Below are 21,978 nucleotides of genomic sequence, written 5' to 3'. Positions count from 1 at the left end.
TACGCCGACGCCTGCGCTTCGGATCACTGCCGCCCCTTGTCTTTTTGTCCGTTCGGCCGGGTGGCGGGAAAGCGCGGGCGTGGCGATGATCCAACCGCGACCCGCCTCCGTATCCCGATCACACGCCGAGCCTACCCAATCCGGATAGAGTGCGGTCCCGGACATCGTCGAAACCCTGGCCGATTACCGCCAAGTCCCCCCAAAGAGCGCTGCCCCATGCCGCATTCATCGCCCGAGACCAGCCCGCCGGCCCCGCTCGACATCGCCGTCATCGGCGCCGGCATCGCCGGACTGTCGGCGGCGTGGCTGCTGTCGAAGTCGCACCGCGTCACCCTGTACGAGAAGGAGGACCGGCCGGGCGGTCACGCCAACACGGTGGAGGCGGACGGCGCCGGTCCGGTCGACACCGGCTTCATCGTCTACAACGAGCCCTGCTATCCCAATCTGGTGGCGCTGTTCGACCATCTGGGCGTGGCGACGCGGGCGACGGACATGAGCTTTTCCGCCTCGCTGGACGGAGGGCGGGTGGAATATGCCGGCAGTTCGCTCGCCACCCTGTTCGCGCAGAAGCGCAACCTGCTGCGGCCGCGCTTCTGGCGGATGCTGTCCGACCTGCTGCGCTTCTACCGCGAGGCGCCGGGGCTGCTGGCGGAGTTGCAGCAGGGCCCGGCGGCGGAGACGCTGACGCTGGGCGAGGTGCTGGACCGCGGCGGCTATTCCGACGCCTTCGTCCGCGACCATCTGCTGCCCATGGCCGCCGCGATCTGGTCGACCCCGGCCGTCGCGATGCGCGACCATCCCGCCGCCGCCTTCCTCCGCTTCTGCGACAACCACGGCCTGCTGAAGATCAAGGGCCGGCCCGTCTGGCGCACGGTGGAGGGCGGCAGCCGCAGCTATGTGGAACGCATCCTGGCCGACATGCCCGGCGCCCTGCGCCTGAACCGTGCGGTGGAGGGCATCGTCCGCGAGGGGGGCCGTGTCCTGGTGCGCGACCGCCGCGGTGCGGTGCGCGCCCACGACCATGCGGTGATCGCCACCCATGCCGATCAGGCGCTGGCCCTGCTGGAGGATGCCGGCGAGGACGAGCGCCGGCTGCTGGGCGCCTTCGGCTATGAACGCAACCTTGCCATCCTGCACAGCGACGCCTCCCTGATGCCGAAGCGCCGGGCGGTGTGGTCGAGCTGGAATTATCTGGCCGAGCAGGGCGACAATGGGCGCGACGCCGTCTGCGTCAGCTATTGGATGAACCGCCTGCAAGGCTTCCTGCCCCAGGAGCGCGACCTGTTCGTCACGCTGAACCCGGTGCGCCCACCGCGCGAGGGCAGCATCCTGCGCAGCGTCCTTTACGACCACCCCATCTTCGGGATGGAGGCGCTGGCGGCGCAGAAACAGCTGTGGAGCCTGCAAGGGCAGCGGCGGACCTGGTTCGCCGGTTCCTATTTCGGCGCCGGCTTCCACGAGGACGGCGCGCAGGCCGGGCTTGCGGTGGCGGAGGCGCTGGGCGGCCTGTCCCGGCCCTGGACGGTGGCGAACCCGTCCGGCCGCATCCATGTGGGACCGGTGCCGGGTGCCCGTGCCGCCGCGCTGGAGGCGGTGTGATGGAGGTGCGGCCCTTCGCCTCCGGCCTCTATGTCGGCAGCGTCATGCACCACCGGGTGAAGCCGGTGCGGCACCGGCTGTCCTACCGGGTGTTCAGCCTGCTGGCAGATCTGGACGAGCTTCCCCGGCTTGACCGCGAGCTGCGGCTGTTCGCCCACAATCGTTTCGGACTGCTCGGTTTTAATGATGACGATTTCGGCCCGTTGGGTGGTGAATCCCCTCTCCCCCCCGGGGAGAGGGAGATTAAGGGCTTGAAGCAGTGGGCCGGGGGCCAGCTCGCCGCCGCCGGGATCGAAGGAGGCGGGCCGGTCCGGCTGCTCTGCTTCCCGCGGGTGCTGGGCTTCGTCTTCAACCCGCTCTGCGTCTGGTTCTGCCACCGCCGCGACGGGACGCTCGCCGCCATCATCCACGAGGTGTCCAACACCTTCGGGCAGCGCCACGCCTACCTGATCCCGGCGGCGGCCGGACCGGACGGGCTGGTGCGCCAGCGCTGCGACAAGGGCTTCTACGTCTCGCCCTTCATGGATATGGAGACCGCCTATCACTTCCGCATCCGCCCGCCCGGCGGGCTGGCCGGGGAGCCGCTGGCGGTCTCGATCCGCCAGACCGATGCCGGGGGGCCGGTGCTGCACGCTGCGCTGACCGCCCGGCGGGTGGAACTGACCGATGGCGCCATCCTGCGCGCCTGGGCCCGCCATCCGCTGATGACCGCCAAGGTGGTGGCCGGCATCCATTGGGAGGCGCTGCATCTGTGGCGCAAGGGGCTGGCGATCCGCCCGCGCCCGCCGGCCCCGGCCCATCCCGTCACCATCGTCAACAACGGAATCGCGGGGGGCACCGGCGCGACGCGTATCGCCCCGACCCGTTCCTGACCGTTTTCCGAGAAGGCTTTCCGTCCATGACCGACATGGCTACCGACATCGCTGCAAGCACGCTCCGACGGCAGCCCCGATGGCTGCGGCTGCTGACCGGAGGGGATTTGTGGACCGCCGCGCTGGCGAGGATGGCCGGCCGCATCCGCCGAGGCGAGCTGACCCTGCGCCTGCCCGACGGGCGGACGATGGGCGTCGGCGATCCAGCCCAGGGGCCGCGGGCCGACCTGACCCTGCTGGACGGGGCGGCGGCGCGGCGTCTGTTGCTGGGCGGCGGCATCGGCATGGCGGAAGCTTATGGCGACGGGCTGTGGCGCACCGGCGACCTGCCGGCGCTGATCGAACTGGCGATCCGCAACGAGGGGGAGCTTAGTGCCAATTCAAAGAGAAATGCGCTGAAGGGCCTCCCGGCGGCGGCGCTCGCCAACCGGCTGTTCCACCGCAGCCATGCCAATTCCCGCCGCGGCAGCCGCCGCAACATCGCCTTCCATTACGATTTGGGCAACGACTTCTACCGCCTGTGGCTCGACCCCGGCATGACCTATTCCTCCGCCCTCTACGAGCGGGAGGGCCAGAGCCTGGAGGAGGCGCAGGACGCCAAGATCGCCCGCGTCGCCGAGCTGTTGCAGCTCCGTCCCGGCGACCGGGTGCTGGAGATCGGCTGCGGCTGGGGCGGCATGGCGGAGCATCTGGCCGACCGCTTCGGCGCCTCGGTCACCGGCCTGACCCTGTCGGCGGAGCAACTCGCCTTCGCCCGCGGCCGCGTGGATGCGGCCGGGCTGGCGGACCGGGTCGATCTGCGGCTGACGGATTACCGGGATGCCGGCGGCAGTTTCGACCGCATCGTCTCCATCGAGATGATCGAGGCAGTGGGGGAGGAGCATTGGCCGCGCTATTTCGCCACCCTGCGCGACCGGCTGGCTCCCGGCGGGGCGGCAGTGGTGCAGGCGATCACCATCGACGATGCCCGTTTTCCCTCATACCGCCGCAATTGCGACTTCATCCAGCGCCACATCTTCCCCGGCGGCCTGCTGCCCTGCCCGTCGGCCCTGCGCGCCGAGGCGGAGCGGGCCGGGCTGGTGGTGGAGCATGTCGAGACCTTCGGCGCTTCCTATGCCCGGACCTGCGCGGAGTGGCGGCGGCGCTTCCTGGAGGCCGGGCCGCAGGTGGCGGCGCTGGGCTTCGACGAGCGGTTCCGCCGGCTGTGGGATTATTACCTCGCCTATTGCGAGGCCGGCTTCCGCGCCGGGACCATCGATGTCGGGCTCTGGCGTTTCCGCAAGCTGTGAGCGGAGGGACCCTTGCGATGAAGATCGAGGATTTCGCCGCCAACACGCCCGAACTGCGGATCGAGCAGTATTTCGCCGGGCGCACCCATGCCTGGGGGGTGTTCGAGGACCGCTTCGGCACCCTGCGCCGCAGCTTTACGGTCGCCATCGACGGGCAGTGGGACGGGCGGGAGCTGGTGCTGGACGAATGCTTCCTCTATGCCGACGGCGAGACCGAGCGCCGGGTCTGGCGCATCGCCAGGACGGCGGAGGGCCGGTATGAGGGGCTGGCCGACGACGTGATCGGCACGGCGGTGGGACGGTCGGCCGGCAACGCGCTGAACTGGACCTACGAGATGGCACTGAAGGTGGGCGGCGACCGCTGGCGCGTGCGCTTCGACGACTGGATGTGGCTGCAACCGGGCGATGCGCTGATCAACCGCGCCAACGTCTATCGCTGGGGCCTGTGGATCGGCACGCTCAGCCTGTTCTTCCTGCCCGAAGGCCGGCTGGCGCGGCCCGACGCCGTCAACGCGGCGGATGCGCGCCCGGCCGCCGTCCCTCCGGCCGCCGTCCCCCCAGCCGCTGCTGAATGAGGCGCAGCGGCGCGCCCAGCAGCGGCAGGCGCAGATAGACATGCTCACCGGAATCCCAATGGTCGATGTGTTCGGCCACCCGCCCGTCGGCGGCCTGCCGCACCTCGCTGGTGCCGATGACGTCCATGCGTCCGATGCCGGTCACCGTCGCCTCGAACCGCCAGCGCAGGATCGCCAAGTCGGGGGCGAACAGCCGGTGGGTGACGGTGAAGCGCAGGTCGCGGCAGCCGTTCAGCGTGTGGACCAGCACCGCGCGCACCGCATCGCGCCCGCGGGCGTCGTTGAAGGGGTCGCGGAACCGCACCTCCGGCACCGTCAGCGCGGCAAGCCGGTCGAGCGTGTCGAGGCTCAGATGTTCGAAGAAGTCGGCCCAGGCGTCCAGCCCCCGGCTTCTGGCGTCGTCCGTCATGCTCCCGTCGCCTTGCGCACCAGGGGGAAGTAAAGCCGATAGGGCAGGCAGCGCGCCAGCTTCAGCTTGCGGGTGAAGCGCCGGGGAAAGGTTATCTCGAACTGGTCCCCGTCAAGTCCGCGACCCAACCCGTCGGCCAGCTCCCGTGCCGCATCCTCCACCGGCATCAGGTCCGGCATGGGGAAGCGGTTGCGGGCGGTCAGCGGCGTGTCGATGAAGCCGGGGCAGACCAGCTGAAGCCTGATCCCGGCGCGGTCGCAGTCGGGCTTCAGCGATTCGCACAGGTTGATCAGCGCCGCCTTGGTCGGGCCATAGGCCGCCGCCGTCGGCAGGCCGCGGTATCCAGCGACCGAGGCCACCACCGCCAGCTGTCCGCGCCCGCGCGCCCGCATCCGCGGCAGCAGCGCCTCCAGCCCATGGACGACGCCCATATAGTTGACCTCCATCAGCCGGCGGGCGGTGTCGGCGGAGAAATCCTCCAGCGACATCGGGCTGTGGGTGCCGGCATTCAGCACCGCCCGGTCGATGGTCCCCAGCCCGCTTTCGATGGCGTCGACGGTGGCCGCGGTCGCCTTGCGGTCGGTCACATCGAGCGGGAACATGTGCATCCGGTCCGGCACCGTCTGAACGGCGGCCGTCAGATCCTCGACGGTGCGGGCGGAAAGCGCCACCCGCGCCCCGGCATTGGCGAGGTGGATCGCCAGCGCCCGGCCGATGCCGCTGCCGGCACCGGTGATCCAGGTGACGCCCTGCGAACCGCCGTCCAAGCCCTTGCTCCTGTCACCGTCCGTACCGTTCATGGCGCGCGCCCCGCACAATCCAACCGTTGCGGTACGTGGCCAAGGTTGGGCCGGATCACCAGATGCGGCGGGCCAGCCGGTCGCCGCGCTCCGACAGGTCGCGCATCAGGGCGCGGGCCTCGTCCTCTCCGGTCCAATGGGCGACCGACGCCATGCCGTCGGGGGTGTCCGCAGCACCGTCGCGACCGCCGCCGGAGTCGTCCGGCAGGCCGAACACCTGTCCCGCCCGCGCCTCCACCACCGCGAAGCGGCCGTCGCTGGCCACCAGACGGAAGCTACCTTTCTCCTCCACCACCGAAAGCTGGGTCATCGGCCGTCTCCCTGGCGTTGTTCCATGGGCGGTTCAACCGGCGGGAGTGCCGGAAGGTTGCGGTACGTCGAGATTCTTCGCGACAAAGGACCGGAACGATGGTAGTGAGACTTATTCGCACTTGGTCACAGGCGCACTTATTGCCCCGGGATGGTTCGTCAGGCCAATAAAACTGCGGCCGGACGGTGTCGAATTCCCACAAAAAACGACCGAATCCCCGCTGGGCGCGGTCGATTTTCAGTGCGAGTGCGACTCATTCGCATTATAACCGCGGTGGGGTATCCGCTTCGGGGCATTGTTCCGGAGCGCCATCGGGTTTTTTGCAGTGCGCGTGCGGGGCACGCGCCGAGGGGGAGTTGGACCGCCATGCCGACATCGTTTCGCCACCGTCCTGTCCTGGCCGCCGTCCTTGCCGGCGCCGGGGTACTGATGGCCGGCGCCGTCCAGGCGCAGGAGGCTGCCGCGCCCGCCGCGGCCGGGCCGGGTGTGGCGCAAGGGGCGGCACAGGGCATGGCTCAGGGAGCGGCCCAGGGAGCGGCGCAGGGCGTGCCGGACGCGGCGGCGGCGCTGGCGTCGCTGCCGCACGACCTGTCGCCCTGGGGCATGTTCGTCACCGCCAGCCCGGTGGTGCAGGCGGTGATGGTCGGTCTGGCGCTCGCCTCGGTCGTCACCTGGACCATCGCCATCGCCAAGACGGCGGAGGTGACCTCGGCCAAGCGCAAGGCGCGTGCGGCGCTGGAGATGCTGGAGGAGGCGCGGTCGCTGTCGCAGGCGGCGGAGCGGGTCGGCTTCAGCCAGGGCACGGCCGGCGCGCTGGTCCGCGCGGTGCTGGCGGAGACCCACATGTCGGCCGATGCGCCGTCGCGCGACGGTCTGATGGACCGCGCCGCCTCGCGGCTGGAGCGGATCGAGGCGGCGGCCGGCCGGCGCATGGCGCGCGGCACCGGCATCCTCGCCACCATCGGCTCGACCGGTCCCTTCATCGGCCTGTTCGGCACGGTGTGGGGCATCATGACCAGCTTCATCGGCATCTCTAAGGCGCAGACCACCAACCTCGCCGTCGTCGCGCCGGGCATCGCCGAGGCGCTGCTGGCGACCGCCATCGGCCTCGTCGCCGCCATCCCGGCAGTGGTGGTCTACAACGCCTGCAGCCGCGCCATCGGCGGGCACAAGGCGCAGCTGACCGACGCGTCCGCCGCCGTGCTGCGCCTGCTGAGCCGCGACATCGACCGCCATGCCCTGCCGCGGCCCCATGCCGTAGCGGGCCATGGCGTTCAGGCTCATGGCAATTCCCGTGCGGCGGAGTAAGAGCGATGGGTGCGCGCCTCGGCTCCGGCAACGAAGACGATCTGACCGAAACCCATGAGATCAACGTCACGCCCTTCATCGACGTCGTCCTCGTCCTGCTGATCATCTTCATGGTCGCGGCACCGCTGGCGACGGTGGATGTGCCGGTCGATCTGCCGGCCTCCACCGCGACACCGACGCCGCGGCCGGACAAGCCGCTGTTCCTGACCATCCAGGCCGACAAGACGCTGTCGCTGGGCGAAACCGCGACGACGAAGGAAGCGCTGGGTGCGGCGCTGGACGCCGCCACCAACGGCGACAAGACGCAGCGCGTCTTCCTGCGTGCCGACAAGACCGTCGATTACGGCGCCCTGACCGAGGTGATGAACAGCCTGCGCGGCGCCGGCTACCTGAAGATCGGCCTCGTCGGGCTGGAATCGGCGCCCGCCCCATGAGTGCCGCCTTCGACCAAGGTCCCGCCGACTGGTCCGCTGCCGATGGGGAGCGGCCGGGGTGGGGAGCCTTCCGCTGGGGCGGCAGCCTGATGGTGGCGCTGGGCGTCCATGCCGCGGCCGGTGTCGCGATGGTCGCCTGGCATGTGCCGATCATGCCGTCTGAGGCCGAGCCGCCGGCCGTTCTGCTGGAACTCGCCCCGCTGCCGGTGGCTCCGCCGGAACCGACGCCAGCCATCGACATCCCCCTGCCGGAACCGATGCCGGAGCCGGTGATCGAACCGCCGCCGCCCGAACCGGAGCCCGAGCCGGTCGTCGAGGAACCGCCTCCGCCGCCGGAGCCGCCCCCCGTGGTCGAGCCGGAGGTCGTGCTGCCCAAGCCTCCGCCCGAACCGCCGAAGCCCAAGCCCGAGGTGAAGAAGGAAGCGCCGAAACCGAAGCCGGAGAAGCCGAAGCCGCCGCGTCCGGTCGCCCAGCCGGCGCAGCCCGCACCGGTGGCCGCTCCGCCCGCGCCGTCCCAGGCGCCCGCCCCGGCGGCACCGGCGCCGTCGGCCGCGCCCAGCCGGGCGGTGCCGAGCTGGCAGGGCCGGCTGCTGAGCCATCTGGAACGGCACAAGCGCTACCCGCGCGCCGCCCAGGCCCGCCGGCAGGAAGGCGTCGCCCAGGTCCGCTTCACCATCGACCGCGAGGGCAACGTCCTGTCGGTCCAGCTCGACCGCAGTTCCGGCGTCAGTTCGCTGGACGAGGAGACGGTGGAGATGGTCCGCCGCGCCTCCCCCCTGCCGGCCCCGCCGGAGGAGATGGCGAAGGACCGCATCGAACTGGTGGTTCCGGTCCAGTTCTTCATCCGCTGACCCGCAGCCCGTCCAACCGCTTATCCCGTCAGAGCCCATCCCATGGCCAACGCCAGCAAGCCGCGCAGCCAGCGCCTGTGGTACCGCACGCTTCAGAACATCCATCTGTGGGTCGGGCTGATCCTCTGCCTGCCTCTGGTCGTCCTCGGCATCACCGGGTCCATCCTGGTGGTGGACGAGGAGCTGCGCAGCCTGACCGGCGACGCGCCTGTCCGGGAATTGTCCGGGACGCCGGCCGACGGTCCGATGCAACCGGTGTCCGCCATCCTGGCCGCCGCCCGCGCCGCCGCACCGGCCGGGACGCAGCCGGGCTTCCTGGTCCTGCCCGAAGAGCCGGGCCGCCCGGCCACGGTGCGTCTCGTCGCCGCACGCAGCAGTGAACGGGGCGGTGAACGGCCGCAGGGTGCTCCTCAAGGTACTCCCCAAGGCGCTCCGGCGCCGCAGGGGGGACCGGTCGGCATGCTCAGCATCGATCCGGTGTCGCTGGCGGTGACCGGCGCCAACCCGGCGCAGGCGTCCGGCGGCTTCCTGCGCACCGTCCACATGCTGCACGGCAACCTGCTGATCCGCGACCGCAGCGGCCGCGAACTGGTCGGCTGGCTGGGTGCGGCGATGCTGGTGCTGGGCGTCAGCGGCCTCGTCCTGTGGTGGCCGCGGCCGGGCCGCTGGAAGGCCGCCTTCACCGTCAAGGCCGGCGCCCGCGGCGTCCGCCTGCACCGCGACCTGCACGGTGCGGTCGGCATCTGGTCGCTGCTGGTCTTTCTGATCGTCAGCTTCTCCGGCGTCTATCTCGCCTTCCCGCAGACGCTGGGGGCCGGCATGTCGTCGGTTCTGCCGGCCCGCGACCTGCGCGCCGCGGTGACGGTCCAGCCGGTGAAGGGCGCCACCCCCATCGATGTCGACCGCGCGGTCGCCCTGGCGCGCGAGGCGATGCCGGAAGCGGCCCTGCGCTCCGTCTCGCCGCCGGCACGGCCGGATCAGGCGTACCGGATCGGCCTCGCCCCGGCCGGGCAGGCGCATGGCGCGCCCATCGCCACGGTGTTCGTCGATCCCTGGACCGCGCAGGTGGCCGAGGTCCGCGATCCGGCAGCCTATAGCGCCGGCGAGACGCTCATCGCGTGGCAGCGCCCGCTGCATGCCGGCGAGGGGCTGGGGGCGCTGTGGAAATGGGCGGTCTTCCTGTCCGGCATCCTGCCGCCGCTGTTCGCTGTCACCGGCACGCTGATGTGGTGGTTGAAGCGCAAGGCCCGCCGGGCCAAGAACGCAGAGCGTGCGGCCGCGCTGGCGGCTGCGGAGTAAGGGTAGGGCGCCCGCTCGCCCATCAATCCAGAGTCGGTTCCATCCGCTTGCCCACCCGCCGCTGGGAGTCGACGGCGGCGCGCAGGCGGTCGCGGGCGGCACCTCGGCTGCCGGCGGTGGCCGCCGGGCGCAGGCCGTTCAGGGCGGCCAGGAAATTGGTGCCGGCGCGGCCCTTCGGTTCGGCACCGCGTCGGGCCGGCAATGCCGGGATCTCCTGCGTCACCACATCGCGGCTGGCGTCGGTCTCCACCGTCTCCACCGCCTTCGCCTGCGCGCGGGCCTGCTGCGCCTCGACCCGGGCGCGGGCGACAATGCGGTCGCGCAGCTCGGCGTCGAGCGTGCGGAACACGCGCGACGCCTCGCTCAACTCGTTCTCCCGTCCGCTGTCCAGCGTCCGTTTCAGGGCGTTGGCGAGCAGGCGGCATTCCAGGACGCCGGGCACCCGCTCGCGCTCCACCGCGCGGGCGAGGACGCCGACGGCTTCGAGGGTTTCGCGGTCGAGGGTGCCCTGGGGCATGGTGCGGCCCGATCCAAAAGGGTTAGGGCCGACACTATCGGTCGGCAAGCGAGCTTATTCAACCCGCTTGTTAACCTTTTGTGCGATGCACCCGGATCAGCGTCCGGCGGTGGTTTCCGGCCGGTCCTGCTCCACCGCACCCCGGCGCTGGAGCCATTCGGCGATCATCCAGCAGAAGGCCGCCCAGGCGGCGCCGACGCTCCAGCCCGCCAGCACGTCGGTCGGCCAGTGGACGCCGAGATAGACGCGGCTCGACCCGATGATGAGGGTCAGCACCATCGCCCAGGTCAGCAGATAGGCCTTGGTACGGCGGCCCTCGACGAACTGGGTCAGCAGGGCGCCCAGCGTCAGGTAGACGACGGCCGACTGCATGGCGTGGCCGCTGGGAAAGCTGGCGGAGATCACCTCGTCGCCATGCGGCACCAGATCGGGGCGGGCGCGGTCGAACAGCATCTTCAGCACGGTGCTGAGCATCCCGCCGCCGCCGACCGACACCAGAACCAGCAGGGCCGCCGCCCGCTTGTGCAGCAGCAGCAGGAAGCCCAGCGTGGCGACGGTCAGGATGGCGAGGATGGTGGTGCTGCCGAGCGAGGTGATGTCGCGCGCCACCCGCGCCAGCCACCAGGGACCGCCGGGCTGGTCGGGGTTCAGCGGATCGCGGAGCGCCAGCAGGATGCGCTTGTCGAAGGCGGTGGTTTCGCCCTCCATCACCTCGCCGGCCAGTTCGACGAAGCCGAACAGCAGACCGGCGATCACCGAGAGGCTGACGAGCATCCCCAGCCGGTGCCGGCTCAGCTTCGCCCAGAACCCGCTTCTACCGCCGCCTCCGACCGCTTCGTTCCGGTTCACCCGCACCCTCCATCCCTGTTGCCGTTCAGGCGGGAGAGAGAAGCCGCACCGGCGAGCCGGCCGTCCAGGCCAGGATGTCCTCCAGGGCGTCGCGGTAGAACACCGCGTAATTCTCCCGCGTCACGTAGCCGAGATGGGGCGTCAGCACGGTGTTGGGAAGGTCAAGCCAAAGGCTGTCTTTCGGCAGAGGCTCGATGGGGAAGACGTCGATGCCGGCGCCGCCGATATGGCCGTGGCTCAGCGCATGAGCGAGTGCCGCCTCGTCTACCAGCCCGGCGCGCGAAGTGTTGACGAAGAGGGCGGTCGGCTTCATCGCGCCGATCTCCTCGGCCCCGACCACGCCGCGGGTGCGCTCGCTCAGCACCAGATGGACGCTGACCACGTCGGAGGTCGCGAACAGCGCGTGCTTCTCCACGCGGGTCACGCCGGCATCCGCTGCGCGCTCGTCGGTCAGGTTGGGGCTCCAGGCCACAACCTCCATGCCGAAGGCTTGGCCGACCCTGGCGACCTTGCTGCCGAGCTTGCCCAAGCCCACCAGACCCAGCCGTTTGCCGCCGAGATCGCCGGTCAGGCCGGTCTGCCAGCGGCCTTCGCGCAGCGCCCGCTCTTCGGTCGGGATGCGCTTGGCCAGCGCCAGGATCAGGCCCCAGGTCAGTTCCGCCGTCGGCGCCCCGACCATGCGGGTGCCGCAGACGGGAATGCCGCGGGCGGCGCAGGCCTTCAGGTCGATGGCGTTGTTGCGGGCGCCGGTGGTGATCAGCAGCCTGAGGTTCGGCAGCCGCCCGATCAGGGAGGCCGGGAACGGCGTGCGTTCCCGCATGATCACCAGAACGTCGAAGGGCTCCAGCGCCGCCGCCACCGCGTTCTCATCGCCAAGCGGCTTTTCGAACACCGTCAGGCTGCTCCCGGCGGGAAGCCGCGACCAGTCGGCAAGGTCGCAGGCAACCCCCTGGTAGTCGTCGAGGATGGCGATGCGCATGGAGCCCGTCCCCCTTTACTTGTTGAAGTAGGGCGCCAGATTGGCGCGGATGCGGTCCAGCACCGGGACGGCGGTCGCCGGCACCTCGAACGGGCGGCCGGTGATGGTCTCGCCGGCTTCGATGTAGACGCGGGCGGCCTCCAGAACCACGTCGGCGGGGATCTCCGGAACGTCCTGGGTGTAGGGATCGCAGCGCGCGACGACCCAGTTGCGGACGAAGTCCTTGTCGAAGCTCTCCGGCTTCTCGCCGGCCTCGAACCGCTCCTGATAGCTGCCGGCGAACCAGTAGCGCGAGCTGTCGGGCGTGTGGATCTCGTCGGCCAGCAGGATGTTGCCGTCCGCGTCGAAGCCGAACTCGTACTTGGTGTCGACCAGGATCAGGCCGCGGTCGGCCGCCATCTTCTGGCCGCGGGCGAACAGGGCCAGCGCCTTGTCCGACACCTCGTCCCACTGGGCGCGGGTCAGCAGGTTGCGGTCCACGATCTCGGTCGCGGTCAACTCCTCGTCATGGCCGGCGTCGAAGGCCTTGGTGGTCGGCGTGATGATCGGGGTGCCCAGCTTCTGGTTCTGGCGCAGCCCGTCGGGGAAGATGTGGCCGTACATCTCGCGCCGGCCCTGCTTGTACATCGACCAGATCGAGGTGCCGGTGGTGCCGGCCATATAGTCGCGGACCACGACCTCGACCGGCATGATGGTCAGCCGCTTCGCCACCACGACGTTGGGGTCCGGATATTCCAGTACATGGTTGGCGCAGATGTCCTTCGTCGCCTCGAACCAGAAACGGGCGGTCTGGGTCAGCACCTGCCCCTTGAACGGGATGGCGGTCAGGGCGCGGTCGAAGGCCGAGAGACGGTCGGTGGTGATGAGGATGCGCCTGCCGTCCGGAAGGTCGTAGTTTTCACGCACCTTGCCGCGGTAATGATTGGGCAGCTCCGGGATGAAGGCGTCGCGAAGAACGTTGGTCAGATGCGGGGCGAGCAGGGCGGTGTCAACCATGGGATCCTGGTCCGGATGCAGGGGCGGATGCGAGAGGCGCGCATGATACCCGAAACCCCTGCCGGAGCCAGGACGCTAATTTAAGAGGGAGGATCGCTGTCCGATGCATGACGGGACCATCGAAATGCCGGAGGCCGGGGCCGCAACCGGGCTTGCCGGCGATTATGTCCTGGCCCCCGGAGTCGTCCGCGTCTGGTTCGCCGATCTCACCGCGCTGTCCGAACACAAGGCGGCGATGCGCGCCCTGCTGTCCGACGACGAACGGGAGCGCGCCGACCGGTTCCTGGTGGAGAGGCTGACCGAGCGCTTCATCCTGCGCCGCGGGCTGCTGCGGCTGCTGCTGGGGCGCTGCACCGGCCGCGATCCGGCGGGGCTGGTCTTCGACTATGGGACGCACGGTAAGCCGTCGCTGCCCGGCGGCCCCGCCTTCAACCTCAGCGACAGCGAGGACAGCCTCGCCATCGCCGTGGCGGCGGAGGGGCGGATCGGCGTCGACATCGAACGGCTTCGTCCCATCGAGAGCGCCGAGGGCATCGCCGACCGCTTCTTTCACGCCACCGAGCGCGCTGCGCTGCAGGGGCTGGGGCCGGAGCGGCGGGACGAGGGCTTCCTGCTGGCCTGGACGCGGAAGGAGGCCTTCATCAAGGCGGCCGGCGTCGGGCTGTCGATGCCGCTCGACCGGTTCGCGGTGGAGGTGCGGCCCGAGGCGCCGCCGGCCCTGCTGGAGATCGGCGAGGACCTGCGCGGCGATGTCGGCGTGCCGGCGGACTGGAGCCTGTTCGACCGCCGGGTGCTCCCCGGCACCATCGCCGCCATCGCGGCGCATGGCACCGGCTGGACGGTGGAAACGCGGGTGATGGGGGCGGGGTTCGCGGGGTAGGAAAGCGCCCTCTCCCGTCCTGGGAGAGGGAGATTCACTCCCCGCCGGCCAGCGTCCCGGTCAGGCGGTTGCGGATGGCGGAGACGGCGCATTCCAGCGGGCGGTCGTCGTCGGGCTTGGGCGCCTTGTCCATCACGTCGGGGCACATGTCCGGCGCCATCCACACCTGCGGCTTCGGCGGGACCGGGGCGTTGGGGTCGCAGGTCGCCGGGTCGGGGTGGGTTTCCTCGGTGCTGCCGTGGGTCGGCTTGACCTCCAGGTTCGGCGAGACGCCGAAGCAGTCCACCAGCGCGCCCGACGGGCGGTAGTAGCGGGCGGTGGTCAGCCGGATGCCGGTGTCGGCACTGAGCGAGGAAATCGTCTGCACCGACCCCTTGCCGTAGGAGCGGGAGCCGAACAGCAGCGCCCGGTGATGGTCCTGCAGGGCGCCGGCCACGATCTCCGACGCCGAGGCCGACCCGCTGTTGATCAGCACCACCACCGGCAGCCCGGCCATCAGGTCGCCGGCGGTGCCGCGGTAGGTGCGGGATTCTTCGGGATCCCGGCCGCGGACCGACACGATGTCCACCGTCTCCAGGAAGCGGTCGGCCACCTGCACCGCCTGCTCCAGCAGGCCGCCGGGGTTGTTGCGCAGGTCGATGACGGCGCCGGTCAGCCGTCCCTTCGTCTGCCGTCGCATGTCCTCGATCGCCGCGTCCAGCGCCGAGGAGGTCGACTGGTTGAAGGTGGCGATGCGGACATAGGCGACGTTACCCTCCAGCCGGTAGCGCACCGGCTGGATCTTCACGATGGCGCGGGTCAGCGAGACGCGGGTGTTGGCATCGGTCGCCGGCGGGCGGCGGATCGACAGGGCGACCGAGCTGCCGACCGGGCCGCGCATGCGGGCGACGGCGTCGTGCAGGTTCAGCCCCTTCACCGCCACGTCGTCGATGCGGGCGATCAGGTCGCCGCTGCGCAGGCCGGCGCGGGCGGCGGGCGAGCCGTCGATGGGGGAGACGACCTTGATCAGGCCGCTTTCCTCGTCCATCGTCACTTCGATGCCGAGCCCGCCGAACTCGCCCTGCGTCTGTTCGCGCAGATAGCGGTAGCGCTCGGCGTCGAGGAAGCTGGAATAGGGATCGAGCCCCCCCAGCATGCTGTCCAGCGCCGCTTCGGTCAGCAGCCGGTCGCTGGCCTTCGGGTTCTCCGCCTTCTTCTTCTTCAGCCCGTCTTCCGCCTTGTCGATCAGCACCTGCGGATCGAAGGGCTTCACATGCTCCGTCAAAACGCGGCGCATGGCGTCGGAAAAGAGGACGTAATTGCGGTCGGCGGTGGACAGCGACCCGTAGCCGCGGATTTTTGCGAAGTCCGTACGGTAGCGGTCGAGCGCCGCGACGGTGTCGGCACGGCTGGTGGGCGCCACGGCGCAGGCGGGCCCGATCGCCACCATCATCAGCAGCAGGGCAGCCAGCAGCTTCGCCATCCTTGGACCCTCTTGACTGGCCGATCCGGCCGGCGGTCTTGCACGCATCGTTCACTATACCAGGGTTTCGCCGGTTGCCCCGACCCTAGCACGTCGTCCGCCCATTCTCAAAGTCCACCCGATTTCGGCAAGAGGGCATGCCGGGGGTGGAACGGCCGAACCGCACGATGGAGCGGAGTCCTGACATAGGATGCACGAACAGCGATGTCGCGCGCCCCGATGGGACGCGCGACCGGCGTGAACGGATGAGTGCTTTCGGAGGGGGTGGACGGAGGGTGTGGCGCTGCCAGACCTGAGGAGAGGCGCTCAGTAGGCGCCGCTGCCCTTCACCACGACGCGCACGGTGCGCAGCATGATGCCGATGTCGGCCCAGAAATTCCAGCCGACGACATAGGCGGTGTCGAGCTGGACGCGGCGCACGTAATCGACGTCGCTGCGGCCGCTGACCTGCCACAGCCCGGTCAGGCCGGGGCGGCAGCGGGTGTAGAAGGGGAAGCAGGCGTGATAGTAGGACACCTCGTCGTCGATGATCGGACGCGGGCCGACCAGGCTCATGTCTCCGCGCAGCACGTTGACCAGCTGCGGCAGCTCGTCCAGGCTCGATTTGCGCAGGAAACGGCCGACCGGGGTGATGCGCGGGTCGTTGCGCAGCTTGCGCGTCGCCAGCCATTCGGCGCGCGCCTCCTCGTCGGTGGCGAGCAGCCGTTCCAGCACCTCGGCGGAATTGACCACCATGGAGCGGAACTTCAGGCAGGTGAAGGAACGCCCGTCGGCGCCGATGCGCCGGTGGCCGAACACCGCCGGGCCGCCGTCGCGCGCCACCATCCAGGCCAGCACCACCATCAACGGTCCGAAAACGGCGAGCAGCCCCAGCGCGCCGACGATGTCGAAGGCGCGCTTGACGCGGTGCCTGTGCAAGGGAGGGCAACCGGGAAGCCGGTCCATCGCCTGCATCGCCGACCGGGTCCCGGCCATCCGGCCGGGGTCCAGACGGGGAGCGCCCAAAAGAGCGATGTTGGACAACGCCATTGTAATCTCTCGTCGCTGAACGTCTCTGGTCAGAGCATAGGACCATCCGAGAGAGGCAACGGCCAGCGCGCGAAAGGGGTCCCGCCAATGGGGCCGCTTCTTTGGAAACAGCGGGTTAGCCCGCCGGTACGTATCAGCAGATACGGGGAAGCTGTTCTCCGGTCAGCCAATCCACGATCCGGCGGCCACCGAAGCGGGTCTCCATCTGAACGAAGCGGTGGGGGTCTTCCACCACACGTCCGATGCAGGCGGCATCCCGTCCCAGCGGGTGATCGCGCATGACGGAGAGCAGGCGGTCGCACTCCTCCCCGGTGCAGATCGCGATCAGCTTACCCTCGTTGGCGGCGTAAAGCGGGTCGAGCCCCAACAATTCGCAGGCCGCCGTCACCTGCGCCCGCACCGGGATGTCGGATTCGCGCAGCCGCATGCCGACGCCGGACTGGTGGGCGATCTCGTTGAGCGTCGTCGCCAGCCCGCCGCGGGTGGGGTCGCGCAGCACATGCACGTCGGGCACCGCCGCCACCATCGCCGCGACCAGCCCGTTCAGCGCGGCGCTGTCGGACAGGATCGCCGTCTCGAAGCCCAGATTGTCGCGGGTCGACATGATGGCGACGCCATGGTCGCCCATGGTGCCGCTGACCAGGATCGCGTCGCCCGGCCGCGCCCGGTCGCCCGACGGGGCGACGCCGGGCGGCACCATGCCGATGCCGGTGGTGGTGATGAAGATACCGTCGCCCTTGCCGCGCTCCACCACCTTGGTGTCGCCCGACACGATGGCGACCCCGGCCTCGCGCGCCGCGGCGGCCATGCTGTCGACCACCCGCTTCAGGTCGGCGAGCGGGAAGCCTTCTTCGATGATGAAGCCGGCGGTCAGGTGCAGCGGCACCGCACCCGCCATGGCGACGTCGTTCACCGTGCCATGGACGGCCAGCGACCCGATGTCGCCGCCAGGGAAGAACAGCGGCGAGACGACGAAGCCGTCCGTCGTCATCACCATGCGCCCGCCCGGCACGTCGAAGGCGGCCTGATCGTTGCCCTGGTCGAGCCAGGGGTTGGCGAAAGCGGCGGCGAACAGCTCGCGCACCAGCTGCGCCATCGCCTTGCCGCCCGACCCATGGGTCATGTCCACCGCCCCGCGGGCGATGTCGAGCTTGCGGGTGAAGAGGCGGCGATCGGTCATGGCGGGGGTCCGGATGGTCGGCGGGCGTGGGGGAAGGGAGGGGGCGTCAGGCCGCGGCTTCTGCTTCGACTTGGGCGACTTCGGCCAAGAGAGCGAGCGTTCGCTCGGCCTCTTCCGCGTCCAGGCGGGACAGGGCGTAGCCGACATGGACGATCACGTAGTCGCCGACGGCGACGCCCTCCACCAGTTCCAGCGAGCAGGTGGAGGTGACGCCGCCCAGGCTGACGGTGGCGCGGTCGTCGGGCAGCAGGGCGGTGACCAGGGCGGGGACGGCAAGGCACATGGCGGCGATCCTCCGGTCAGACGTCTGTGGCGGCAGTATGAGACGCGCGGGCCTCGGCCAGCCCGTCGGCGATCCAGTCGTACCATTCCTCCAGCCCCTGGCCGGTGGTGGCCGACAGCTGGATCACCGCCAGCGACGGGTTCAGGCGCTGGGCGTAGCCAATCATCCGCTCCACATCGAAGGTCAGGTGGGGCAGCAGGTCGATCTTGTTGACGACCAGCAGGTCGGCGCGGACGAACATGTCCGGGTATTTCAGCGGCTTGTCCTCGCCCTCCGTCACCGACAGCACGACGACACGGTGGGTCTCGCCAAGGTCGAAGCCGGCGGGGCAGACCAGGTTGCCGACATTCTCGACGAACAGCACGCCGTCTTCGGCGAACTGGCCGTCGGCCGCCAGCTTGTCGGCGGCCTGCGCCACCATCGAGGCGTCGAGGTGGCAGCCCTTGCCGGTGTTGACCTGCACCGCCGGGGTGCCGGTGGCGCGGATGCGGTCGGCGTCGAAGCTGGTCTGCTGGTCGCCCTCGATCACCGCGACGGGGAAGCGGCCTTTCAGGTCGGTCAGGCTGCGGGTCAGCAGGGTTGTCTTGCCCGAGCCGGGGCTGGACATCAGGTTCAGCACGAACACGCCGCGGTCGGCGAAGCGGCGGCGGTTGACGGCGGCCAGCCCGTCGTTCTTCGCCAGGATGTCGCGCTCGATGGTGATCAGCCGCGGCTGGTTCAGCGCGGCGCCGCCGTCGATGACGTCCAGCCGGTCGGGGCGATGGTGGTCATGACCATGATGATGCTCGTTATGGCTGTGGCGGAACACCGTGCCGTCGGGGGCGACATGCTCGTGGGTGTCGTCATGGTGATGGTGGGCATGGTGGTGCGCTTCGCCATGGCGGTGGCGGTAGATTTTGCCGTCGGGGCCGACGTGCTCATGCCCGGCATCGGTGGCCTTGCCGTCAATCCGGGTCTCGCCTTCGCCGCATCCGCAAACCGTGCACATCACGCGCTCTCCCACTCTTCCATCCGCAAGACGCCCGCCATCATCGACTTGCCCGCGGGCTTCGGCAAGCGCTCGTCATTCGTGTACGTCTATGCCGCAGGCGACGCAGGGATCCAGCATCGCGACCAGCAGCCGCACCCGCTCCACCGCATCGTCGCGGTCGCGCACCGCCGCTCCGGTAAGGCCACGCGCCAGCGGGCCGTCGGCGGCGAAGTTCCAGTCGGTCGGCGCCACCATCCGGGCATCGGCCAGCCGGCTGTCCCCGTCCAGCCGCAGCCAGTGGGCCAGCCGCCCGCGCGCCGTCTCCGCCACGCCGCAGCCTTCGCCCGCAGTGGAGTTTGTGGGAGCGGCGGCAACCGGATCGGCCGGTCGAAGCGCGGCGACGGCCGCTTCCATCCGCCGCGGCAGCTCTGCCAGATCGGCGAGCCGCGCCGCGAACAGCCGGGCCAGCCCGTCGCCGAAGCGCTCCGTCACCGAGACGACCAGCGGGTGCTCCGCCTGCCGCTCCAGCGGGCCGGTCAGGGCCGGGGCACCGTTGCGGCGGGGGGCGGCGGCGAACCCCGGATCGCCCGCCAGCGCCGCTGCGAACCAGCCGGGCGACCGTTCGCCGAGCAGCGGCAAGCCGCAGGCCCCCCAGCCGGCCAGATTCGGCGACAGCAGCCGGGCGGCCAGCAGCGCCGCGTCCGTGCCGCCGCGCGCCGCCCAGCCGGCCAGTTCATCGGCATCCCACGGCGGCGGGCCGGCGAAGACCGTCGCCTCCAGCCAGCCGGCCATCCGGTCCAGCGCGCTGCGCAGGGCCGCGCTGTCCGGCCGCAGCACGCCGCCGCCGGGGCGCAGCCCGTCCTTGGCCGGATAGAGCGCCGGCAGGACGGCGGACACCGCGGTCCGAAGCTCGCGCAGGGCTGCCGGCCGCGGCGTCGCCCCCAGGCGCGCCGGCCACTCGACCACCGCCTGCCAGCCATGGCTGTCCAGCGCCTCCGCATCGGTCAGCAGGCTGCGCGCCGCGTCATGGGCGCCCGCGTCGATACCAAGTGCCGCCTCGCAGGCGCGGGCGACGGCCAACCCCTGGGCGCTGCCGCACAGGCTGAACAGCAGGGGCGCCAGCCGCGCCGCCTCCTCCGCCCTGCGGCCGACCAGGGCGGCGACGGCGCACGGGCGGCGGGTGGCGACCTCGGCCCGGCGGATGGTCATGCCCTCCGGACCGCCGTCCAGCCACAGCCGGACGGACACCGAACCTTCTCCGGGAAGTGTGGGGGTGGACATTGAAGGTTCCTGGGGCGGCATCTGCCGGGGGTTAACGGATCGCATCCTGACGGATCGGGGGTGCAACTCATTGACCTGCGTCAAAATACGTAGATCAGGCGGGGGTGTAGCGCTGTCTCGGCCATGGCCGGGCCGGCGCTTTCTGCTACACTTCGCCCCAACCGCGCCACACCGTCCGGTTTCCCCTGCGTCGGGCGGGAAAGCCGGGACGGCATGATCCGATGGGCGCGACACGACATCAGAGGATGCTGGTCCATGAAACGTTTCCCTCTCGCCTCGGCCGTCCTGCTGGCCGGGCTGGTGCTGCCCGCGGTCGCCGACGCCCACACCTTCGGCGTCCATGACGCCGGTTTCGCCCACGGCTTCCTGCATCCGATCGGCGGCTGGGACCATCTGCTGGCGATGGTGGCGGTCGGTCTGTGGGCGGCGCAGCGCGGCGGTGCCGCCCTGTGGGCGCTGCCGGCGGCCTTCGTCACCGCCATGATCGGCGGCGGCCTGCTGGGCATGACCGGCATCGAACTGCCGGCGGTGGAGCTGGGGATCGCCGGGTCGGTGATCGTGCTGGGCGCGCTGATCGCCGCGCAGTCGCGCCTGTCGCTGCCGGTCTCGCTGGTCGTGGTTTCGGCCTTCGCCCTGTTCCACGGCCATGCCCATGGCGCCGAGATGCCGGAGGCGGCACAGCCGCTGCTCTACGGCCTGGGTTTCGCGCTCGCCACCGCGCTCCTGCATGGCGCCGGCGTCGGCGCCGCCCTGTCGCTACGCGGCATCGTCCGCGGCGGCAAGGGCGCGCTGGCCCTGCGCGGGCTGGGTGCGGCCATCGGCCTGAGCGGCGTGGCCCTGGTGGCCCTGGCCTGAGCGCCGCCACGGTTCGCCCGGGATGGCTTGCCCATGAGGAAGGGCCGGGCGGGAAACCGTCCGGCCCTTCGGCGTTCCGGGCTCCGCGGCATTTTCTACCCTGGCCGGGTGGCGATGTTGCGCCGCCGCGCGCTCACGCGCTATAGGGCGGCTCTTCCCCGCCCGCCTCCCCTCCACCGACAATCGACGGACCGCCCGTGGACTCGCTGATTCCCGAACTGATCGCCCTTGGCCAGGTGGTCTTCATCGACCTCGTGCTTGCCGGCGACAACGCCATCGTCGTCGGCATGGCCGCCGCCGGGGTGGCGCGGGAAAAGCGGGCCCGCGTGATCTTCTGGGGCATCGCCGCCGCGGTGGTGCTGCGCATCGGCTTCGCGCTGGCGGCGACGAAGGTGATGGACATCATCGGACTGACGCTGGCCGGCGGTCTGCTGCTGCTGTGGGTGTGCTGGAAGCTGCTCCGCGAACTGCGCAGTCAGCGCGAGGAGGTCCAGGCCGCGGCGCTGGTTGCCGACGGGGACGGGGACGGCGATGATGCTGGCGATGGCGGGGCTTCGGTCCCGGCCGGCGGCGGCAAGTCGGTGCGCACCGCCATCTGGGAGGTGATCGTCGCCGATGTCTCTATGTCGCTCGACAATGTGCTGGCGGTGGCCGGTGCGGCGCGCGAGCATCTTTGGGTGCTGGCCATCGGGCTTCTGCTGTCAGTGGCACTGATGGGGGCGGCGGCCAGCGTTATCGCGCGGTTGCTGAACCGCTTCCACTGGATCGCCTATCTGGGCCTTCTGGTCATCGTCTATGTCGCCGTCCGCATGATCTGGCAGGGCAGCATCGAGGTGATGGCCTTCGCCCAGATCATCGGCTGACCTTATGGGGTGATCGCCAGGAGGCGAAGCGGGAGGGGCCGGAACAATCGGCTTTCGATTGTGTTGCAAGCCGGCAGCCCCCACAGGA

At 70.5% G+C, this 21,978-nt stretch carries 23 protein-coding genes and 1 pseudogene; 11 read left to right on the top strand and 13 right to left on the bottom strand.

What is annotated here, in order from left to right; genetic code table 11:
* The first annotated feature begins 216 nt into the window (after nucleotides 1–216).
* The 4 genes from ABNQ38_RS37865 to ABNQ38_RS37850 are packed head-to-tail and all read left to right on the top strand — an operon-like array spanning nucleotide 217 to nucleotide 4,335.
* Nucleotides 217–1,599 carry an NAD(P)/FAD-dependent oxidoreductase gene (locus ABNQ38_RS37865; RefSeq protein ID WP_377811584.1) on the top strand — a complete coding sequence of 461 codons (1,383 nt, stop codon included), beginning with the start codon at nucleotides 217–219 and terminating at the stop codon, nucleotides 1,597–1,599.
* Entirely contained in the window at nucleotides 1,599–2,471 is an 873-nt protein-coding gene (locus ABNQ38_RS37860; RefSeq protein WP_377811583.1) for a DUF1365 domain-containing protein, read from the top strand. The genes ABNQ38_RS37865 and ABNQ38_RS37860 overlap by 1 nt, the downstream gene beginning before the upstream one ends.
* Nucleotides 2,472–2,497: 26 nt before the next feature.
* Nucleotides 2,498–3,760 (top strand): class I SAM-dependent methyltransferase, encoded by a 1,263-nt coding sequence (locus ABNQ38_RS37855; RefSeq protein WP_377811582.1) that lies wholly within the window; start codon nucleotides 2,498–2,500, stop codon nucleotides 3,758–3,760.
* 17 nt (nucleotides 3,761–3,777) lie between these two features.
* On the top strand, nucleotides 3,778–4,335 hold the full coding sequence (locus ABNQ38_RS37850) for a DUF3833 domain-containing protein (RefSeq protein WP_377811581.1): 558 nt from the start codon (nucleotides 3,778–3,780) through the stop codon (nucleotides 4,333–4,335).
* Here ABNQ38_RS37850 and ABNQ38_RS37845 read toward each other — a convergent pair.
* From ABNQ38_RS37845 to ABNQ38_RS37835, 3 genes are read right to left on the bottom strand one after another with little or no spacing between them, the layout of a single operon-like run.
* Nucleotides 4,268–4,744, bottom strand: a complete 477-nt coding sequence (locus tag ABNQ38_RS37845; protein WP_377811580.1) for a nuclear transport factor 2 family protein — start codon at nucleotides 4,742–4,744, stop codon at nucleotides 4,268–4,270. The genes ABNQ38_RS37850 and ABNQ38_RS37845 overlap by 68 nt on opposite strands.
* The gene (locus ABNQ38_RS37840; RefSeq protein ID WP_377811579.1) at nucleotides 4,741–5,544 is read right to left on the bottom strand and encodes an SDR family NAD(P)-dependent oxidoreductase; all 804 of its coding nucleotides are present in this window, start codon (nucleotides 5,542–5,544) and stop codon (nucleotides 4,741–4,743) included. Before ABNQ38_RS37840 ends, ABNQ38_RS37845 begins: the two co-directional genes overlap by 4 nt.
* Before the next feature lie 55 nt (nucleotides 5,545–5,599).
* Nucleotides 5,600–5,854 (bottom strand): hypothetical protein, encoded by a 255-nt coding sequence (locus tag ABNQ38_RS37835; protein ID WP_377811578.1) that lies wholly within the window; start codon nucleotides 5,852–5,854, stop codon nucleotides 5,600–5,602.
* A 366-nt stretch (nucleotides 5,855–6,220) separates the two neighbouring features.
* Here ABNQ38_RS37835 and exbB point away from each other — a divergent pair, with 366 nt between their 5' ends.
* From exbB to ABNQ38_RS37815, 4 genes are read left to right on the top strand one after another with little or no spacing between them, the layout of a single operon-like run.
* Entirely contained in the window at nucleotides 6,221–7,162 is a 942-nt protein-coding gene (exbB, locus tag ABNQ38_RS37830; protein WP_377811577.1) for a tonB-system energizer ExbB, read from the top strand.
* Nucleotides 7,163–7,167: 5 nt separating this feature from the next.
* Entirely contained in the window at nucleotides 7,168–7,596 is a 429-nt protein-coding gene (gene exbD, locus ABNQ38_RS37825) for a TonB system transport protein ExbD (protein WP_098735982.1), read from the top strand.
* The gene (locus ABNQ38_RS37820; protein ID WP_377811576.1) at nucleotides 7,593–8,447 is read left to right on the top strand and encodes an energy transducer TonB; all 855 of its coding nucleotides are present in this window, start codon (nucleotides 7,593–7,595) and stop codon (nucleotides 8,445–8,447) included. The genes exbD and ABNQ38_RS37820 overlap by 4 nt, the downstream gene beginning before the upstream one ends.
* A gap of 42 nt (nucleotides 8,448–8,489) precedes the next feature.
* Nucleotides 8,490–9,746, top strand: a complete 1,257-nt coding sequence (locus ABNQ38_RS37815) for a PepSY-associated TM helix domain-containing protein (protein WP_377811575.1) — start codon at nucleotides 8,490–8,492, stop codon at nucleotides 9,744–9,746.
* A 22-nt stretch (nucleotides 9,747–9,768) separates the two neighbouring features.
* Here the strand turns inward: ABNQ38_RS37815 and ABNQ38_RS37810 are convergent, their stop codons facing one another.
* From ABNQ38_RS37810 to ABNQ38_RS37795, 4 genes are all read right to left on the bottom strand, one after another.
* A complete protein-coding gene (locus ABNQ38_RS37810; RefSeq protein ID WP_377811574.1) occupies nucleotides 9,769–10,263 on the bottom strand; it encodes a hypothetical protein in 495 nt (164 codons plus the stop codon).
* A gap of 96 nt (nucleotides 10,264–10,359) precedes the next feature.
* Nucleotides 10,360–11,112 (bottom strand): phosphatase PAP2 family protein, encoded by a 753-nt coding sequence (locus ABNQ38_RS37805; protein WP_377811573.1) that lies wholly within the window; start codon nucleotides 11,110–11,112, stop codon nucleotides 10,360–10,362.
* A 25-nt stretch (nucleotides 11,113–11,137) separates the two neighbouring features.
* Nucleotides 11,138–12,091: a D-2-hydroxyacid dehydrogenase family protein gene (locus ABNQ38_RS37800; RefSeq protein ID WP_377811572.1), complete on the bottom strand. Its 954-nt coding sequence runs from the start codon at nucleotides 12,089–12,091 to the stop codon at nucleotides 11,138–11,140.
* A gap of 15 nt (nucleotides 12,092–12,106) precedes the next feature.
* Nucleotides 12,107–13,087: a phosphoribosylaminoimidazolesuccinocarboxamide synthase gene (locus tag ABNQ38_RS37795; protein ID WP_377811571.1), complete on the bottom strand. Its 981-nt coding sequence runs from the start codon at nucleotides 13,085–13,087 to the stop codon at nucleotides 12,107–12,109.
* A gap of 103 nt (nucleotides 13,088–13,190) precedes the next feature.
* Here ABNQ38_RS37795 and ABNQ38_RS37790 point away from each other — a divergent pair, with 103 nt between their 5' ends.
* Nucleotides 13,191–13,967 carry a 4'-phosphopantetheinyl transferase family protein gene (locus ABNQ38_RS37790; RefSeq protein ID WP_377811570.1) on the top strand — a complete coding sequence of 259 codons (777 nt, stop codon included), beginning with the start codon at nucleotides 13,191–13,193 and terminating at the stop codon, nucleotides 13,965–13,967.
* Nucleotides 13,968–14,001: 34 nt separating this feature from the next.
* On the opposite strand, the gene ABNQ38_RS37785 is transcribed toward ABNQ38_RS37790, so the two are convergent.
* The 6 genes and pseudogenes from ABNQ38_RS37785 to ABNQ38_RS37760 all read right to left on the bottom strand — a co-directional run bounded on the left by ABNQ38_RS37785 (nucleotide 14,002) and on the right by ABNQ38_RS37760 (nucleotide 20,139).
* Nucleotides 14,002–15,429: a S41 family peptidase gene (locus ABNQ38_RS37785; RefSeq protein WP_377811569.1), complete on the bottom strand. Its 1,428-nt coding sequence runs from the start codon at nucleotides 15,427–15,429 to the stop codon at nucleotides 14,002–14,004.
* Nucleotides 15,430–15,735: 306 nt separating this feature from the next.
* Nucleotides 15,736–16,332, bottom strand: a pseudogene (locus ABNQ38_RS37780) (sugar transferase); the annotation flags it as partial.
* Between the two features lie 259 nt (nucleotides 16,333–16,591).
* A complete protein-coding gene (gene hypE / locus ABNQ38_RS37775) occupies nucleotides 16,592–17,638 on the bottom strand; it encodes a hydrogenase expression/formation protein HypE (RefSeq protein ID WP_377811568.1) in 1,047 nt (348 codons plus the stop codon).
* Between the two features lie 46 nt (nucleotides 17,639–17,684).
* Nucleotides 17,685–17,921, bottom strand: coding sequence for a HypC/HybG/HupF family hydrogenase formation chaperone (locus tag ABNQ38_RS37770; RefSeq protein WP_377811567.1), 237 nt, complete (start codon nucleotides 17,919–17,921; stop codon nucleotides 17,685–17,687).
* Nucleotides 17,922–17,937: 16 nt separating this feature from the next.
* Nucleotides 17,938–18,909, bottom strand: coding sequence for a hydrogenase nickel incorporation protein HypB (hypB, locus tag ABNQ38_RS37765; RefSeq protein ID WP_377811566.1), 972 nt, complete (start codon nucleotides 18,907–18,909; stop codon nucleotides 17,938–17,940).
* Between the two features lie 75 nt (nucleotides 18,910–18,984).
* Nucleotides 18,985–20,139 (bottom strand): nickel-dependent hydrogenase large subunit, encoded by a 1,155-nt coding sequence (locus tag ABNQ38_RS37760; protein ID WP_377811565.1) that lies wholly within the window; start codon nucleotides 20,137–20,139, stop codon nucleotides 18,985–18,987.
* Between the two features lie 288 nt (nucleotides 20,140–20,427).
* On the opposite strand from ABNQ38_RS37760, the gene ABNQ38_RS37755 reads away from it, so the two are divergent.
* Entirely contained in the window at nucleotides 20,428–21,027 is a 600-nt protein-coding gene (locus ABNQ38_RS37755; protein ID WP_377811564.1) for a HupE/UreJ family protein, read from the top strand.
* Between the two features lie 197 nt (nucleotides 21,028–21,224).
* Nucleotides 21,225–21,890 carry a YjbE family putative metal transport protein gene (locus ABNQ38_RS37750; RefSeq protein ID WP_377811563.1) on the top strand — a complete coding sequence of 222 codons (666 nt, stop codon included), beginning with the start codon at nucleotides 21,225–21,227 and terminating at the stop codon, nucleotides 21,888–21,890.
* Nucleotides 21,891–21,978 lie beyond the last annotated feature (88 nt).

The sequence above is a fragment of the Azospirillum sp. A29 genome (assembly GCF_042604625.1).
In the GTDB taxonomy this organism is placed as follows: Bacteria; Pseudomonadota; Alphaproteobacteria; order Azospirillales; family Azospirillaceae; genus Azospirillum; species Azospirillum palustre.
The sequence above is the reverse complement of the archived record's forward strand: the minus strand, read 5'-3'. Positions and strand labels throughout refer to the sequence as shown.

What these genes read in the sequence shown, in the direction of transcription:
- ABNQ38_RS37865 (WP_377811584.1), top strand. Translation starts at nt 217, where the DNA reads ATGCCGCATTCATCGCCCGAGACCAGCCCGCCGGCCCCGCTCGACATC.
- ABNQ38_RS37860 (WP_377811583.1), top strand. Translation starts at nt 1,599, where the DNA reads ATGGAGGTGCGGCCCTTCGCCTCCGGCCTCTATGTCGGCAGCGTCATG.
- ABNQ38_RS37855 (WP_377811582.1), top strand. Translation starts at nt 2,498, where the DNA reads ATGACCGACATGGCTACCGACATCGCTGCAAGCACGCTCCGACGGCAG.
- ABNQ38_RS37850 (WP_377811581.1), top strand. Translation starts at nt 3,778, where the DNA reads ATGAAGATCGAGGATTTCGCCGCCAACACGCCCGAACTGCGGATCGAG.
- ABNQ38_RS37845 (WP_377811580.1), bottom strand. Translation starts at nt 4,744, where the DNA reads ATGACGGACGACGCCAGAAGCCGGGGGCTGGACGCCTGGGCCGACTTC.
- ABNQ38_RS37840 (WP_377811579.1), bottom strand. Translation starts at nt 5,544, where the DNA reads ATGAACGGTACGGACGGTGACAGGAGCAAGGGCTTGGACGGCGGTTCG.
- ABNQ38_RS37835 (WP_377811578.1), bottom strand. Translation starts at nt 5,854, where the DNA reads ATGACCCAGCTTTCGGTGGTGGAGGAGAAAGGTAGCTTCCGTCTGGTG.
- exbB (WP_377811577.1), top strand. Translation starts at nt 6,221, where the DNA reads ATGCCGACATCGTTTCGCCACCGTCCTGTCCTGGCCGCCGTCCTTGCC.
- exbD (WP_098735982.1), top strand. Translation starts at nt 7,168, where the DNA reads ATGGGTGCGCGCCTCGGCTCCGGCAACGAAGACGATCTGACCGAAACC.
- ABNQ38_RS37820 (WP_377811576.1), top strand. Translation starts at nt 7,593, where the DNA reads ATGAGTGCCGCCTTCGACCAAGGTCCCGCCGACTGGTCCGCTGCCGAT.
- ABNQ38_RS37815 (WP_377811575.1), top strand. Translation starts at nt 8,490, where the DNA reads ATGGCCAACGCCAGCAAGCCGCGCAGCCAGCGCCTGTGGTACCGCACG.
- ABNQ38_RS37810 (WP_377811574.1), bottom strand. Translation starts at nt 10,263, where the DNA reads ATGCCCCAGGGCACCCTCGACCGCGAAACCCTCGAAGCCGTCGGCGTC.
- ABNQ38_RS37800 (WP_377811572.1), bottom strand. Translation starts at nt 12,091, where the DNA reads ATGCGCATCGCCATCCTCGACGACTACCAGGGGGTTGCCTGCGACCTT.
- ABNQ38_RS37795 (WP_377811571.1), bottom strand. Translation starts at nt 13,087, where the DNA reads ATGGTTGACACCGCCCTGCTCGCCCCGCATCTGACCAACGTTCTTCGC.
- ABNQ38_RS37790 (WP_377811570.1), top strand. Translation starts at nt 13,191, where the DNA reads ATGCATGACGGGACCATCGAAATGCCGGAGGCCGGGGCCGCAACCGGG.
- ABNQ38_RS37785 (WP_377811569.1), bottom strand. Translation starts at nt 15,429, where the DNA reads ATGGCGAAGCTGCTGGCTGCCCTGCTGCTGATGATGGTGGCGATCGGG.
- hypE (WP_377811568.1), bottom strand. Translation starts at nt 17,638, where the DNA reads ATGACCGATCGCCGCCTCTTCACCCGCAAGCTCGACATCGCCCGCGGG.
- ABNQ38_RS37770 (WP_377811567.1), bottom strand. Translation starts at nt 17,921, where the DNA reads ATGTGCCTTGCCGTCCCCGCCCTGGTCACCGCCCTGCTGCCCGACGAC.
- hypB (WP_377811566.1), bottom strand. Translation starts at nt 18,909, where the DNA reads ATGTGCACGGTTTGCGGATGCGGCGAAGGCGAGACCCGGATTGACGGC.
- ABNQ38_RS37755 (WP_377811564.1), top strand. Translation starts at nt 20,428, where the DNA reads ATGAAACGTTTCCCTCTCGCCTCGGCCGTCCTGCTGGCCGGGCTGGTG.